Source organism: Pseudomonas sp. Pseusp18, assembly GCF_059506005.1.
The window spans coordinates 5,817,108-5,832,056 of sequence record NZ_CP169240.1 but is presented as its reverse complement, the minus strand read 5'-3'; the positions used below and the strand labels follow the sequence as shown (position 1 = coordinate 5,832,056).

Below are 14,949 nucleotides of genomic sequence, written 5' to 3'. Positions count from 1 at the left end.
TTGGGCGACCTCGACCCGTCAGCCCCTGTGACCGCCAGCGAGCCCCGGCCTCGACGCATTGGCGTACTGGGCGGGACCTTCGACCCGGTGCACATCGGCCATTTGCGCGGTGCGCTGGAAGTCGCCGAATCGCTGGCGCTCGATGAGTTGCGTCTGACACCCAGTGCCAGGCCGCCCCATCGGGACAAGCCGCAGGTATCGGCGAAGGACCGTCTGGCGATGGTCAAGTGCGCGGTGGCCGGTGTGGCACCGTTGGTGGTGGATGCCCGCGAATTGCAGCGGGACAAGCCGTCCTACACCATCGACACCCTGGAACTGATGCGCGCCGAACTTGCCGCGTCAGACCAGGTTTTTCTACTTTTGGGCTGGGACGCATTTTGCGGCCTGCCCACTTGGCACCGCTGGGAAGAGTTGCTCCAGCATTGCCACATCCTGGTGCTGCAACGCCCGGATGCCGACAGCGAACCGCCGGATGCCTTGCGCAACCTGCTGGCAGCACGTTCGGTGAGCGACCCGCTGGCCCTCAAAGGGCCGAGCGGACAGATTGCATTCGTCTGGCAGACACCGCTCGCGGTATCCGCCACCCAGATCCGTCAACTGCTGGCCAGCGGTAAGTCGGTACGTTTCCTGGTGCCCGACGCGGTCCTGGCCTACATCGATGCGCACGGACTTTACCGTGCGTCGAACTGAAAAAGGGCGCGCTTCAAGGCACGTGAATGCGTGTATCGAAGCGCCCGAACATACGAGCAAAACGAGTTTTATATGACTGACAAAGACGTAAACAAAGTAAAGCGCAAGGGCACATTCAAGAGCGCACCGCTGCCAGTAGAAGCGCCAACTGGCGCACCACTGGCCGGCGAAGAGCTGGTCAAGGTTGCCGTAGCGGCCCTGGAAGACGTCAAGGCCCAGGACATTCAGGTGATCGACGTTCGTGAAAAGCAGAGCATCACTGACTACATGATCATCGCCACCGGTACGTCCAACCGCCAGATCGGCGCGATGCTGGACAAGGTCCGCGAAGCCGTCAAAGCCCAAGGCGTCAAGCCGCTGGGTGAAGAAGGCAAGGGCGACAGCGACTGGGTACTGCTGGATATGGACGACGTCATCGTGCACATGATGACTGCCTCGGCGCGCCAGTTCTATGACCTGGAACGCCTGTGGGCCGGTGCCGAGCAAAGCCGTTCTGCCAGCGCTGCACACCACAGCCCTGAGAACACCCATGAGCATTTCACCAAGCTCAACAAAGACCAGCAATAAGGGAACGCTGTGCGACTGCGACTGATCGCCGTCGGTTCACGCATGCCCAAGTGGGTGGAAGAAGGCTGGCATGAATATGCCAAGCGTCTTCCTTCCGAGCTGGCGCTGGAACTGGTGGAAATTCCGCTCAACACCCGCGGCAAGAACGCCGACGTGGCGCGCTTTATCCGTCAGGAAGGCGAAGCCATGCTGGCCAAGGTCGGGCCGAACGAGCGCGTTGTCACCCTCGAAGTCCACGGCAAGCCCTGGAGCACCGAGCAACTGGCGGCCGAACTCGATCGCTGGCGGCTGGACTCGCGCACGGTGAATTTCATGGTCGGCGGCCCCGAGGGGCTGGCGCCGGAAGTCTGTGCCCGGGCGGATCAACGTTGGTCGTTGTCGCCGTTGACGTTGCCGCACCCGCTGGTGCGGATTCTGATCGGCGAACAGCTGTATCGTGCCTGGACAGTGCTGTCCGGCCACCCTTACCACAAGTAGTTCTGCCCTCATGTCCCAGCCGATCCGCATCAAGGACCACGAAAAAGACGCCCGTCTGGTGCGTGGCCGCGTCGTGTTCGGGGCTATTGCGGTAGTGACGCTGATCGGCGTGCTGATCGCGCGGCTGTATTTCCTGCAGGTGATCCAGTACGAGTACCACTCGACCCTGTCGGAAAACAACCGCGTCCATGTGCAGCCGATTCCGCCGACTCGCGGGCTGATCTACGACCGCAATGGCGTGGTGGTGGCCGACAACCGGCCCAGCTTCAGCCTGAGCATGACCCGCGAACGCTCCGGCGACTGGCAGCAAGTGCTCGACGTAATCGTCGAAGTGCTGGAGCTGACGCCCGAGGACCGGGTGATCTTCGAGAAGCGTATGCGTCAGGGGCGTCGGCCGTTCGAGCCGGTGCCGATCCTGTTCGAGCTGACCGAAGAGCAGATCGCCCGCATCGCGGTGAACCAGTTCCGTCTGCCGGGCGTGGAAGTGGTCGCGCAACTGGTTCGTCACTATCCACAGGGCGCGCACTTTGCGCACTCGGTGGGTTACATGGGGCGGATCAACGAGAAAGAGCTCAAGACTCTGGACCCGGTGAGTTACAGCGGCACCCATCAAATTGGCAAAACCGGCATCGAGCGCTTCTACGAGCCCGAATTGCACGGTCAGGTCGGTTACGAAGAAGTCGAGACCAACGCCCGTGGCCGCGTGCTGCGGGTACTCAAACGTACCGAACCGATTTCCGGCAAGGACATCGTCCTGAGCCTGGACATCAAATTGCAGGAAGCCGCCGAAGCTGCACTCGGCGGTCGCCGTGGCGCGGTCGTGGCGCTGGATCCGGCGACCGGCGAAGTGCTGGCGATGGTCAGCCAGCCGAGTTTCGACCCGAACCTGTTCGTCACCGGCATCAGTTTCAAGGCCTACTCCGAGCTGCGTGACTCCATCGACCGGCCACTGTTCAACCGCGTGCTGCGCGGTCTGTACCCGCCTGGTTCGACCATCAAGCCAGCGGTGGCGATTGCCGGCCTGGATGCGGGCGTGGTCACGGCGTCGACCCGGGTGTTCGACCCGGGCTACTACATGCTGCCCAACTACGATCACAAGTACCGCAACTGGAACCGTACCGGTGACGGCTTCGTCGATCTCGACACGGCGATCATGCGCTCCAACGACACCTACTTCTATGACCTGGCGCACAAGCTGGGGATTGATCGGTTGTCGTCCTACCTGAGCAAATTCGGCATTGGCCAGAAGGTCTCCCTGGACATGTTCGAAGAGTCGCCGGGGCTGATGCCGACACGGGAATGGAAGCGCGTGACCCGTCGTCAGGCCTGGTTCCCGGGCGAGACGCTGATTCTGGGGATCGGGCAGGGCTACATGCAGTCCACTCCGTTGCAACTGGCGCAGGCCACGGCACTGGTGGCCAACAAGGGTGTCTGGAATCGTCCGCACCTGGCCAAGACCATCGAGGGCGAGAAGCCGAAGGATGAAAATCCGATGCCGGACATTATCCTGCGCGACCCGTCGGACTGGACCAAGGTCAATCACGGTATGCAGCAGGTAATGCACGGTGCCCGGGGTACGGCGCGCAAGGCATCGATCGGCGCGCAATACCGGATCGCCGGCAAAAGTGGTACGGCCCAGGTGGTCGCGATCAAGCAGGGCGAGAAGTACGACCGCTCCAAGGTGCAGGAGCGCCACCGCGACCACGCCTTGTTCGTCGGCTTCGCGCCGGCCGACAACCCGAAAATCGTGGTGTCGGTGATGGTCGAGAACGGCGAGTCCGGCTCCGGCGTCGCCGCGCCGGTGGTGCGCCAAGTGATGGACGCCTGGCTCCTCGACCAGGACGGCCGACTGAAAGCCGAATACGCCAGCCCTATCAGTGCGGAGGCTACGGCCCGTGAAGAATAATTTCGATCGCATGCTCTCAAGCGAGGATGTGATGCGTCGCCGTGCGACGCTGTTGCAACGCCTGCACATCGACGGCCCGCTGCTGATCCTGCTGCTGACCCTCGCCGCCGGCAGCCTGTTCGTGCTGTATTCGGCCAGCGGCAAGAGCTGGGATCTGTTGGCCAAGCAAGCCACTTCCTTCGGTATCGGCCTGATATCGATGATCGTCATCGCCCAATTCGAACCGCGCTTCATGGCCCGCTGGGTGCCGCTCGGCTATGTGGTCGGCGTGATCTTGCTGGTGGTGGTGGACGTCATGGGCCACAACGCCATGGGGGCCACCCGCTGGATCAATATCCCCGGGGTGATCCGCTTCCAGCCCTCGGAATTCATGAAGATCCTGATGCCGGCGACCATCGCCTGGTACCTGGCCAAGCGTTCCTTGCCGCCACAGCTCAAGCACGTGGGGATCAGTCTGGTGCTGATCGGTGTCCCGTTCATTCTGATCGTGCGTCAGCCCGATCTCGGTACTTCGTTGCTGATCCTCGCCGGTGGCGCATTCGTGCTGTTCATGGGCGGCCTGCGCTGGCGCTGGATCCTCAGCGTGATCGCCGCCGCCGTGCCGGTGGCCGTGGCGATGTGGTTCTTCATCATGCACGACTATCAAAAGCAGCGAATCCTGACCTTCCTCGACCCCGAAAGCGATCCGCTGGGCACGGGCTGGAACATCATTCAGTCGAAAGCGGCCATCGGTTCCGGTGGCGTGTTCGGCAAGGGCTGGTTGCTCGGTACCCAGTCGCACCTGGACTTCCTGCCAGAAAGCCACACCGACTTCATTATTGCGGTCCTTGGCGAAGAGTTCGGCCTGGTCGGTATCTGCGCGCTGTTGCTGATTTACCTGCTGTTGATCGGTCGCGGGCTGGTGATTACCGCCCAGGCCCAGACATTGTTTGGCAAATTGCTTGCGGGCAGCCTGACCATGACGTTTTTTGTTTACGTTTTCGTCAACATCGGTATGGTCAGTGGCCTGTTGCCGGTGGTGGGGGTGCCGTTGCCGTTCATTAGCTACGGAGGAACTTCGCTGGTGACGCTACTGTCAGCGTTTGGGGTTTTGATGTCGATCCATACCCATCGCAAGTGGATCGCGCAGGTTTGAATAAGGTGAAGATTTCAATGCAAGTAATGCGTGGCTGGGCGACTCGATACGCACCGTGGGTCGGCCTGGTGAGCATCCTTGGTTCCGTGCAGGAAGCATTGGCCGGCGATTACGAAGGTTCACCCCAGGTGGCCGAGTTCGTTGGTGAAATGACCCGTGACTACGGCTTTGCCGGTGAACAGCTGATGGGCGTGTTCCGCGAAGCCGAGCGCAAGCAGACGATTCTGGACGCGATCTCCAAACCCGCCGAACGTGTCAAGCAGTGGAAAGAATATCGCCCGATGTTCATCACCGACGCGCGCATCGCCCGTGGCGTGGACTTCTGGCGTCAGCACGAGGCGGTGCTGGCTCGCGCCGAGCAGGAATACGGTGTGCCGGCGCAGGTGATCGTCTCGATCATCGGTGTTGAGACCTTTTTTGGTCGCAATACCGGTAATTATCGGGTGATCGACGCCTTGTCGACCCTGGGTTTCGACTATCCTCCCCGTGCTGATTTCTTCCGCAAGGAATTGCGTGAGTTCCTGCTGCTGGCCCGAGAAGAACAGGTCGACCCGTTGACCCTCAAAGGCTCCTACGCCGGGGCCATGGGCTTGCCGCAATTCATGCCGAGCAGTTTTCGCGCCTATGCGGTGGATTTCGACGGTGACGGCCACATTAATATCTGGACCAACCCGGACGATGCCATCGGCAGCGTCGCCAGTTATTTCAAGCAACACGGCTGGGTCGCCGGCGAACCTGTGGTCAGCCGCGCCGATGTGCGCGGCGATCAGGTGGACGACGGGCTGACCGATGGCATCGAACCGACGAAAACCGTCGGGGAGTTGCGGGCGCTGGGCTGGTCGAGTCATGATGCGCTGCGCGATGATATGCCGGTCACGGCTTTCCGCCTGGAAGGTGACAATGGCCCCGAATACTGGATGGGCCTGACGAATTTTTACGCGATCACGCGTTATAACCGCAGCGTGATGTACGCCATGGCCGTACATCAACTGTCTGAACAGCTGGTCCAAGCACGGGGCGTCAAGTAATGCGGGCATTGCCTATGAATAAACCCCTGAAGCTCATGGCATTCGCCGCGTTGGCGGTGCTGGTCGCCAGTTGTTCGACCAGCCGCTCGCCGACTCAGAAGTCTTCCACCGCCGTTCGTTCGGCCCCCGGCCTGGATATCAACCGGGCGCACAAGGATGGCGCACCCTGGTGGGATGTCGACGTATCGCGCATCCCGGATGCCACGCCGACCCTGCACAGCGGTCCTTATAAAGCCAACCCGTACACCGTGCTGGGCAAGACCTACTTCCCGCTGCAGGAATCCAAGACCTACGTCGCGTCGGGCACGGCGTCCTGGTACGGCACCAAGTTCCACGGCCAGAACACCGCCAACGGCGAGGTGTATGACCTGTATGGCATGAGCGCCGCCCACAAGACCTTGCCACTGCCAAGTTACGTTCGGGTGACCAACCTGGACAACAACAAGACGGTGATTCTGCGGGTCAATGACCGTGGGCCGTTCTATTCAGACCGGATCATCGACTTGTCCTACGCGGCCGCCAAGAAGCTTGGCTACGCTGAAATCGGCACGGCGCGGGTCAAGGTCGAAGGCATCGATCCGCAAGAATGGTGGGCGCAGAAAGGTCGTCCGGCACCGTTGATGCTCAACGAGCCGCAAGTGGCGCAAAATGCCGCGCCGACCGTGACGGCTTCCACTGGCACCGTCGAGCAATGGACGCCACCGCCGCAGCAACACGCCGCGGCCGTTGTGCCTGTGCAGATCGATGCAAAAAAAAACGCTTCTGTACCAGCCTCTGGCCAGTATCTGCAGGTGGGCGCGTTCGCCAACCCGGACGCTGCAGAACTCCTGAGATCGAAGCTCAGCGGGATGGTGAGCGCTCCGGTGTTCATCAGCTCGATCGTGCGTAACCAGCAGACACTGCATCGGGTGCGCATGGGGCCGATCGGCTCTGCGGGTGAAATCCAGCAGGTGCAGAACAGCGTGCGGCTGGCCAATCTCGGTTCACCGAGCCTGGTCAGCGCCGAGTAACACGTAGTACTTGATTGACGGTTCGCTTGCGGTTTTGGGGGGCGAACCGGGTTGTTGGCTCGTTGAAGAACAAAAGCCCGGCAAGGGTTACAGAGTGAGCAACTGAACACGTGACAGCTTTTTGAAAAGTTGTCTGATTAGTTTTGCCTTAGGGCAGTTTCCATTAGCGATTTCGAGAGACGGATGAACATCACCACCTTTGCCAAACGCCTGTGCCTGCTAGTCCCGCTGCTCCTCTCACCCGCGGCTTTCGCGGTCGAGATGATGCCGTCGCCACCGCAATTGGCCGCCAAAGCCTACGTACTCATGGACGCCAGCAGCGGCAACGTGCTGGTAGAGAACAACGGTGACCAGCGTCTGCCGCCGGCCAGCCTGACCAAGCTGATGACCGCGTACATCGCGACCCTGGAAATCCGTCGTGGCCAGATCGGCGAAAACGATCCGGTGACCGTCAGCGAGAACGCTTGGCGTACCGGTGGTTCGCGGATGTTCATCAAGGTCGGCTCGCAAGTTACCGTCAGCGACCTGCTGCACGGCATCATCATTCAGTCGGGCAACGACGCCAGTGTTGCGCTCTCCGAGCACATCGCCGGCAGCGAAGACGCATTCGCCGACCTAATGAACAAAACCGTTGCTGATCTGGGCATGACCAACACCCACTTCATGAACCCGACCGGTCTGCCGAACCCTGAGCACTACTCGTCTGCTCACGACATGGCCGTGCTGGCTCGCGCGATCATCCACGAAGACCCGGCTCACTACGCGATCTACTCGCAGAAAGAGTTCTTCTGGAACGGCATCAAGCAGCCTAACCGCAACCTGCTGCTGTGGCGCGACAAGACTGTCGACGGTCTGAAAACCGGTCACACCGACGAAGCCGGCTACTGCATGGTGTCTTCGGCCGTACGTGATGGCATGCGCCTGATCGCCGTGGTGTTCGGCACCAACAGCGAAGTGGCTCGTGCTGCCGAAACCCAGAAGCTGCTGACTTACGGTTTCCGCTTCTTCGAAACCCAGACCTTCTATCAGAAAGGCGCCGAGCTGGCTCAGGCACCTGTCTGGAAAGGCACCACCAATCAAGTCAAGGCCGGCCTGGCTGAAGACCTGACCATGACCTTGCCCAAAGGCCAGCTGAAGAAGCTTGCTGCCAGCATGACCATGAACCCGCAACTGGTTGCGCCAATCGCCAAGGGCGACGTGATCGGTAAAGTCGAAGTGAAACTGGACGACAAAGTGGTGCACAGCGCCGACCTGATCGCTCTGGACGCGGTCGACGAGGGTGGTATCTTCCGCCGCATGTGGGATAGCATCCGTCTATTCTTCTACGGCTTGTTCAACTGATAGTGTGCACCTGCATGGCCCCGCGCTGATCCGGCGTGGGGCCTTGCTGTCGCCACGGCTTACGCTTACGAGGCCGTTACGCCATGACCGATACCGAAGTAAAGGCGCCTAAGATCGAATTCCCCAACATTGATTACCCGGTTAAGGTGATCAGCGATACGGGTGTAGGCAACAAAGACAAGATCATCGAGATCGTCAAGAAACACGCGACGATCAACCATGACCGCGTTGATGAGCGCCAAAGCACCAACGGCAAGTACACCACGATTCAGTTGCACATCGTCGCCACCGACCAGGACCAGCTGTACAACATCAACAGCGAACTGCGGGCTACCGGCTTCGTGCACATGGTGCTGTGATGCCTGGCACGCTGGGCTTTCGCGAACTCGGCCAGATGGCTTACGAGCCGGTCTGGCATGCCATGCAACGCTTCACCAACGAACGCGGCAGCGATGCCGCCGACGAGATCTGGCTGGTCGAGCACCCTCCGGTGTTCACCCAGGGCCAGGCCGGCAAGGCTGAGCACCTGTTGCTGCCGGGCGATATTCCGGTGGTGCAGGTCGATCGCGGTGGTCAGGTGACCTACCACGGTCCAGGCCAATTGGTAGCCTACCTGTTGCTGGATGTGCGCAAGCTGGGGTTCGGCGTGCGTGACCTGGTCAGCCGCATGGAGCAGTGCCTGATCGAGTTGCTGGCCAGTTACGGCGTGACCGCATCCGCCAAGCCGGATGCACCGGGTGTCTATGTCGATGGCGCGAAAATCGCGTCCTTGGGTCTGCGGATCCGCCACGGTTGTTCCTTTCATGGCCTAGCCCTGAACGTGGATATGAACCTGGAACCGTTTCGACGGATTAATCCCTGCGGCTATGCCGGGCTGGCGATGACCCAGCTGCGCGATCACGCAGGACCGATTGAATTTGCCGAGGTAAGTGCCCGGCTGCGCGCGCAGCTCGTCAAACACCTCGACTATGCTGAGCAGACGACCCTAACGGGCGGAATCGATTGATATGACTACTGATGCAGTGCAAACCATGATCCCGACGCTCGATGTCACCGAGCGTCCGGCCCCGCGTGCCAAGGTTGAAGCCGGCGTCAAGCTGCGCGGCGCCGAGAAGGTTGCACGCATCCCGGTGAAGATCATCCCGACCACCGAACTACCGAAGAAACCCGACTGGATTCGCGTGCGCATCCCGGTTTCCCCGGAGGTCGATCGCATCAAGGCCCTGCTGCGCAAGCACAAGCTGCACAGCGTTTGTGAAGAAGCATCCTGCCCTAACCTGGGCGAGTGCTTCTCCGGCGGCACCGCGACCTTCATGATCATGGGCGACATCTGCACCCGTCGTTGCCCGTTCTGCGACGTCGGCCACGGCCGTCCAAAGCCTCTGGACGTGAACGAGCCGGAAAGCCTGGCAATCGCCATCGCCGACCTGAAACTGAAATACGTGGTCATCACCTCGGTAGACCGCGACGACCTGCGTGACGGCGGTGCCCAGCACTTTGCCGACTGCATCCGCGAAATCCGCAAACTGTCGCCGAACGTACAGCTCGAAACCCTGGTTCCGGACTACCGTGGCCGTATGGACATCGCGCTGGAAATCACCGCCGCCGAGCCGCCGGATGTGTTCAACCACAACCTGGAAACCGTGCCGCGCCTGTACAAGGCTGCGCGTCCGGGGTCGGATTACCAGTGGTCGCTGACCCTGCTGCAACGCTTCAAGCAGATGATGCCGCACATTCCGACCAAGTCCGGCCTGATGCTGGGTCTGGGCGAAACCGACGAAGAAGTCATCGAAGTCATGAAACGCATGCGCGAACACGACATCGACATGCTGACCCTGGGCCAGTACCTGCAACCGTCCCGCAGCCACTTGCCGGTCCAGCGCTTCGTGCACCCGGACACCTTCGCCTGGTTTGCCGAGGAAGGTTACAAGATGGGCTTCAAGAACGTCGCTTCCGGCCCGCTGGTACGCTCCTCGTACCACGCCGACGAGCAGGCGAAGCTGGTCAAGGCCGAATTGATGTCGTCCTGATTCCGCGCTGAAAAAAGAGCACGCCCGCAAGGTTAGTCCTTGCGGGCGTTTTCATTGGCGGTGCCCACATCCTCTTCAGGCTTTTCCTGCAAGCCGTGGTGCGACTGACCCTCTTTTGTTTATTCCCGTTCCTGACTACTGTGTGCTGAAGCATTCACACAGGGAGAATCATGGATGACTGCTCGACCGACCCACACCCTTTGTCCTCACGTCCCTGTTCCGGCCTTGCCGCCTGCAGGGCTGATCGGCGTCATTGCGCCTGCCGGCCCCGCTGCCCTGGACACCGATAAAGCGATTGCCTGGATGCGCGCTCGCGGCTATTCGCTGCGAGTGTTCCCCGGCGTTTACGAGAAAGACGGCTACCTGGCCGGCAGCGACGATGTGCGGCTCAATGACTTGCACGCGGCATTTACCGACAGCGAGGTCGACGCCATCATCTGTTTGCGTGGCGGTTACGGTACGCCGCGTTTGCTCGATCGCATCGATTTCGAGTTACTGCGCAACAATGCCAAACCGTTCATCGGCTATAGCGATATTACTGCACTGCACCTGGCAATCAGCCGTTATGCGGGTTTCGTGACGTTTCACGGCCCGATGCTCAATGCTGACCTGCTGGGTGACAAGCAGAAACCCACCGAGTCCTCGTTTTTCAACATGTTGCGCGGGCAAGTGACGGCGGACAGCGTGCTGGCGCACCCGGTGGCCTATCCGTTGACGACCGTCTCGCCAGGCATCGCTCACGGGCGTTTGCTGGGGGGCAATCTGTCGATGATCGCCGCGACCATGGGCACGCCTTACGAGATCGACGCCGAGGGTGCCATCCTGTTCATCGAAGACATCAACGAGCCGCTTTATCGCATTGATCGGCTGCTGACCCATTTGCGTCTGGCCGGCACGCTGCACAAGTTGCGCGGGGTTCTGGTGGGGGATGTGGCGGGTGTGGACACAATCGCGCTGGAGGGCTTGCTCAAGCAGACCTTCGCGTCGTTGCGCATACCTGTGTTGGCCGGATGGCGTAGCGGGCATTGCGACCCGAACCTGACGTTACCGATGGGGGCGCTGGTCAGGCTGGATGCGGGGAGCAAGACGTTGGTGTTGGAGCAGGATGTGGTGATCAAGTAACAACACATCGCAAAAAAAGATCGCAGCCTTCGGCAGTTCCTGCAGGTGTACACAAAACCCTGTAGGAGCTGTCGAAGGCTGCGATCTTTTGCTTTTAGCGGTTACGCAAACCTTCGAGCAACTTGTGCGTAGGGTACCCATCCGCCGGCCAGCCAAACGACTGCTGCGCGCTGCGGATTGCTTTACGGGTATTGGCGCCGATGATGCCGTCGGGGGTGCCGGCGTCATAGTTCCGGGCGCTCAGCAGGGTTTGCAGCTCGATTCGCTCGGTACGGCTCAGCGGCAAGTCATCTTTTGGCCATAGACCGTTGATCAGGCCACCGCCATTGAAACGCTCAGACAACAGGCTCACGCCCAAGGCGTAGGACGAAGAGTTGTTGTACTTGAGGATTGCGCGGAAGTTATCGAAGATCAGGAATGCCGGGCCGCGATAGCCTGCCGGCAGGAGCAGGGCGGCCGACAGGTGTTCGGAACCGGCCGGAACCTGGACACCATTGGGCAGGGTGATCCCCAGTTGCTGCCACTCGGCGACGCTTTTGCGAATCGCGCCATCGGCCAGGACGTAATTGAAGCTGCTCGGCAGTTGGACTTCGAAGCCCCACGGCTGGCCTTTCTGCCAGCCAGAGCTTTGCAGGTAATGCGCAGTCGAGGCCAGTGCATCAGCGGCGCTGTTCCAGATGTCACGCCGGCCATCGCCGTCGAAGTCTACGGCGTGGGTGTTGTAGGTGGTCGGGATGAACTGGGTCTGGCCCATGGCGCCTGCCCAGGAGCCGAGCATTTTCTCCGGTTCAATATCGCCCTGTTGCAGGATTTGCAGGGCAGCGATCAGCTGCGCATGAGCAAAGCCTGGGCGTCGACCTTCATAGGCCAGGGTTGCCAGGGAGTTGATCACTGACTTGTTGCCCTGGAACTGACCGAAGTTACTCTCCATGCCCCACACCGCGACCAGTGCCTGACGGTCGACGCCATAGCGCTGTTCGATGCTTTGCAGGATATCGGCGTACTGGCTGACCAGTGCCTGACCTTTGCGCACCCGCAGCGGCGACAGCGCGCCATCGAGGTATTCCCACACCGGACGAGTAAACTCCGGCTGGCTGCGGTCGGCACGGATCACGCTGGCGTCCAGGCTGACATTGGCAAAGGCACGGTCGAACAGGTCGGCGCGAATGCCGGCGGCGAGGGCGTCTTTGCGAAAACCCGCCTGCCATTCGGCAAAGGTCTGGGTGGGTTGGATGTCGAGATTCTCACCGGTCGGAACCACCGGCGGAATGACCGCAGGGGCCGTGGCAACGGCTTGGGTCTGAAGCGGCTGGGCGTCGGCGGCGGTGGGTTTTTCCGCGCAGGCGACAAGCAGAACGAGGCTGGAGGCAGCTATCAATTGGCGAAGGTGCCAACGACGGGAAAGACAAAGGGGCATGCACAGGTCCAGAGGATACGAATCAGGTGCAGACCTTAACATGTTGAGCGATGGCTTGCCTTTCAGGCTGCCAGAAAGTAAGAAGCCTCCCAGCTATTAGACTGGAAGGCTTCGCGGCGGTAGCTGCCTTTGCCCTTGCCGGCTCGTTCCTGACGGCTGCGGAACAGTGGCTGGGCGATGATGGATTTGGCCTTGTTGGGGCCATGCCTGGATGGCTTTTTACTCATGATGATTTCTCGCAAGTGAGTGGATTTTGCGGGACAAATCATCGGCCGAAGTTGGGGTTCTGTCTAGTCCCGCATTGCGTAGGACCTTTCGCCGATCGCCCTGTAGCAGCTGGCGAAGCCTGCGTTCGGCTGCGCAGCAGTCGTAAACCCTGAGTCCGGAATCATCCTGACACACTGCGTCGTCTGACTTGGCGACTGCTTCGCAGCCGAACGCAGGCTTCGCCAGCTGCTACAGAGAGCGTGCTTACTCGGCAGGCAACGACAATCTCTGCCCGGCCATCAACAAGGTCAACCGGCTCAAACTCATCCACGGTGAACCCGCCGCCTGGCCTTTGATCTGCGCGTCGATGCGCTGTGCTTCGAGCAGCAACTGCGCCCAGCGTTGCGCCGAGTAGCGTTGCAGTGCCTTGCTCATCAGCGGTTTGCGCTTGTCCCAGACCGGCGGTCGGGCCTGGCTGAAGGCTTTGTCCAGCGGCACGCCCTGGCTGTATTGCAGCGACAGGTTGGCCAGCAGGCGCAGTTCACGGGCCAGCGCCCAGAGAATCACCGGCGGTTCGACGCCTTCGCCGCGCAGCCCTTCGAGCATGCGCAGGGCATGAGCGGCTTCGCCGTTGAGGATCGCGTCGGTCAGGCCGAAGACATCGAAGCGCGCACTGTCGGCCACCGCCGCTTGCACGGTTTCGACGGTGATCTGGCCACCTTCGGCCATCAGCTTGAGCTTTTCGATTTCCTGGGCGGCAGCCAGCAAGTTGCCTTCGACCCGAGCAGCGATCAGTTCGACGGCGTCCTGGCTGGCGGAAAGCCCGGCCTGGGACAGTCGTTGACGAATCCAGCTGGGCAACTGGTTGGTGTCCACGGGCCAGATCTGCACGAACTGGGTCTGCGGACCTTCGACCAGCGCCTTGCCCCACTTGGTTTTCTGCGCACTGCCATCAAGCTTGGGCAGGCTGATCAGCAGCAGCGTGTCTTCGGCCGGGCGCGAGCAGTATTCGATGAGCGCGGCGGCGCCTTTGTCACCAGGTTTGCCGGAGGGCAGGCGCAGTTCCAGAAGACGTTTTTCTGCAAACAGCGACATGCTTGCACCAGCCTGCAGCAGCGTACCCCAGTCGAAACTGGCGTCGGCGGCGAAGACCTGGCGTTCATCGAAACCTTGTTGGCGAGCAGCGGCGCGAATGGCGTCGGCGGCTTCCTGGCACAGCAGTGGGTCATCGCCACTGATGATGTAGACCGGCGCAAGAGCGCCTTGCAGGTGTTTGCCGAGTTGGGCGGGGGCGAGTTTCATAAGAAGAGGCGAACGGGGCGCCTGAGCGCCCCGTAAGTCTTACTGCTGCGGCAGTTCGACAGGCGACTGACGCGGAGTCTCCGCTTCAGCCTTCTGTGCCGCTTCCAGCGCGGCGGCTTCAGCCTTGGCCCGGGCGTCGGCGGTCTGTTGCAGCTGTTCCAACTGAGTCGGAGTCAGCTGTTGCAGACGCAGCATCATGCGTTGAATCAGTTCACGACGAATCTCGCGGCGGGCATCGTTGGCTTCCTGGTCGGAACCTACCAGGTTGTTGCCGTCGTGGATGAACACCTTCTGCACTTCAAGCTTGTCACTCAGCAGAGGCAGGTCACCCTGACCACGGATGTCGTAATTGAGCACGCTGTTCACCTGGTACTCGCCAGTACGGCCGGCACCGGCATAGCTGAGGATGCGTTGATTTTCCTGCTCATCGGTCAGCACCAGTTTGTAAGGTGCGCCGCTGTAGACCCTGACGCCGCTGCTTTCCAGCATCTGGCGCATTTGCGTCACGGTTTCGCCATAGGCGTTACGGGCGCTCAGATCGAGTTCCTTGATCGCCAGTTCGGTGGTGCCGGTGCCACGCAGGTGGAAACCGCAGGCGCTCAGCAGGACTGCAAGGCCCATCACCAGCAAATTGCGTTTGATCATCTTGTTGCTCCCCTTGAAACCATGTGGGCCGGTCAACCGGCCCGAAAGGTTTTACTCGGCGCCAGGCTCACC

16 protein-coding genes are annotated in these 14,949 nt (G+C 60.9%); 12 read left to right on the top strand and 4 right to left on the bottom strand.

From position 1 onward, the window contains the following. From nadD to ACEN9A_RS26205, 12 genes are all read left to right on the top strand, one after another. Positions 1–690 (top strand): nicotinate-nucleotide adenylyltransferase, encoded by a 690-nt coding sequence (nadD, locus tag ACEN9A_RS26260; protein ID WP_018925751.1) that lies wholly within the window; start codon positions 1–3, stop codon positions 688–690. Between the two features lie 72 nt (positions 691–762). Further along, positions 763–1,257 (top strand): ribosome silencing factor, encoded by a 495-nt coding sequence (rsfS, locus tag ACEN9A_RS26255; RefSeq protein ID WP_019581345.1) that lies wholly within the window; start codon positions 763–765, stop codon positions 1,255–1,257. A gap of 9 nt (positions 1,258–1,266) precedes the next feature. Next, positions 1,267–1,734 (top strand): 23S rRNA (pseudouridine(1915)-N(3))-methyltransferase RlmH, encoded by a 468-nt coding sequence (gene rlmH, locus ACEN9A_RS26250; protein WP_258671247.1) that lies wholly within the window; start codon positions 1,267–1,269, stop codon positions 1,732–1,734. 10 nt (positions 1,735–1,744) lie between these two features. After that, complete coding sequence (gene mrdA / locus ACEN9A_RS26245; protein WP_258671246.1) at positions 1,745–3,640, top strand: penicillin-binding protein 2; 1,896 nt, start codon at positions 1,745–1,747, stop codon at positions 3,638–3,640. A 31-nt stretch (positions 3,641–3,671) separates the two neighbouring features. Continuing rightward, positions 3,672–4,775, top strand: coding sequence for a rod shape-determining protein RodA (gene rodA / locus ACEN9A_RS26240; protein ID WP_019650887.1), 1,104 nt, complete (start codon positions 3,672–3,674; stop codon positions 4,773–4,775). Between the two features lie 17 nt (positions 4,776–4,792). Then, entirely contained in the window at positions 4,793–5,803 is a 1,011-nt protein-coding gene (mltB, locus tag ACEN9A_RS26235; RefSeq protein WP_258671245.1) for a lytic murein transglycosylase B, read from the top strand. Next, on the top strand, positions 5,803–6,813 hold the full coding sequence (locus ACEN9A_RS26230; protein WP_026286382.1) for a septal ring lytic transglycosylase RlpA family protein: 1,011 nt from the start codon (positions 5,803–5,805) through the stop codon (positions 6,811–6,813). The genes mltB and ACEN9A_RS26230 overlap by 1 nt, the downstream gene beginning before the upstream one ends. A gap of 183 nt (positions 6,814–6,996) precedes the next feature. Next, positions 6,997–8,154, top strand: a complete 1,158-nt coding sequence (locus ACEN9A_RS26225) for a D-alanyl-D-alanine carboxypeptidase family protein (protein WP_018925757.1) — start codon at positions 6,997–6,999, stop codon at positions 8,152–8,154. 83 nt (positions 8,155–8,237) lie between these two features. Beyond that, complete coding sequence (locus ACEN9A_RS26220; protein ID WP_258671244.1) at positions 8,238–8,513, top strand: DUF493 domain-containing protein; 276 nt, start codon at positions 8,238–8,240, stop codon at positions 8,511–8,513. Beyond that, positions 8,513–9,160 carry a lipoyl(octanoyl) transferase LipB gene (gene lipB, locus ACEN9A_RS26215; protein WP_007937425.1) on the top strand — a complete coding sequence of 216 codons (648 nt, stop codon included), beginning with the start codon at positions 8,513–8,515 and terminating at the stop codon, positions 9,158–9,160. The genes ACEN9A_RS26220 and lipB overlap by 1 nt, the downstream gene beginning before the upstream one ends. A 1-nt stretch (position 9,161) precedes the next feature. Continuing rightward, complete coding sequence (gene lipA / locus ACEN9A_RS26210; protein ID WP_007937422.1) at positions 9,162–10,184, top strand: lipoyl synthase; 1,023 nt, start codon at positions 9,162–9,164, stop codon at positions 10,182–10,184. 174 nt (positions 10,185–10,358) lie between these two features. Then, a complete protein-coding gene (locus tag ACEN9A_RS26205) occupies positions 10,359–11,306 on the top strand; it encodes a S66 peptidase family protein (protein WP_018925758.1) in 948 nt (315 codons plus the stop codon). 94 nt (positions 11,307–11,400) lie between these two features. Here ACEN9A_RS26205 and ACEN9A_RS26200 read toward each other — a convergent pair whose 3' ends face one another. The 4 genes from ACEN9A_RS26200 to ACEN9A_RS26185 form a co-directional block, all read right to left on the bottom strand. Continuing rightward, complete coding sequence (locus ACEN9A_RS26200; protein WP_258671243.1) at positions 11,401–12,723, bottom strand: lytic murein transglycosylase; 1,323 nt, start codon at positions 12,721–12,723, stop codon at positions 11,401–11,403. Positions 12,724–12,785: 62 nt separating this feature from the next. Beyond that, positions 12,786–12,950 (bottom strand): alternative ribosome rescue factor ArfA, encoded by a 165-nt coding sequence (gene arfA / locus ACEN9A_RS26195; RefSeq protein WP_065908951.1) that lies wholly within the window; start codon positions 12,948–12,950, stop codon positions 12,786–12,788. Positions 12,951–13,194: 244 nt separating this feature from the next. Then, positions 13,195–14,232: a DNA polymerase III subunit delta gene (holA, locus tag ACEN9A_RS26190; protein ID WP_007937416.1), complete on the bottom strand. Its 1,038-nt coding sequence runs from the start codon at positions 14,230–14,232 to the stop codon at positions 13,195–13,197. Positions 14,233–14,271: 39 nt separating this feature from the next. Further along, positions 14,272–14,877, bottom strand: a complete 606-nt coding sequence (locus tag ACEN9A_RS26185) for an LPS-assembly lipoprotein LptE (protein WP_019650892.1) — start codon at positions 14,875–14,877, stop codon at positions 14,272–14,274. Positions 14,878–14,949 lie beyond the last annotated feature (72 nt).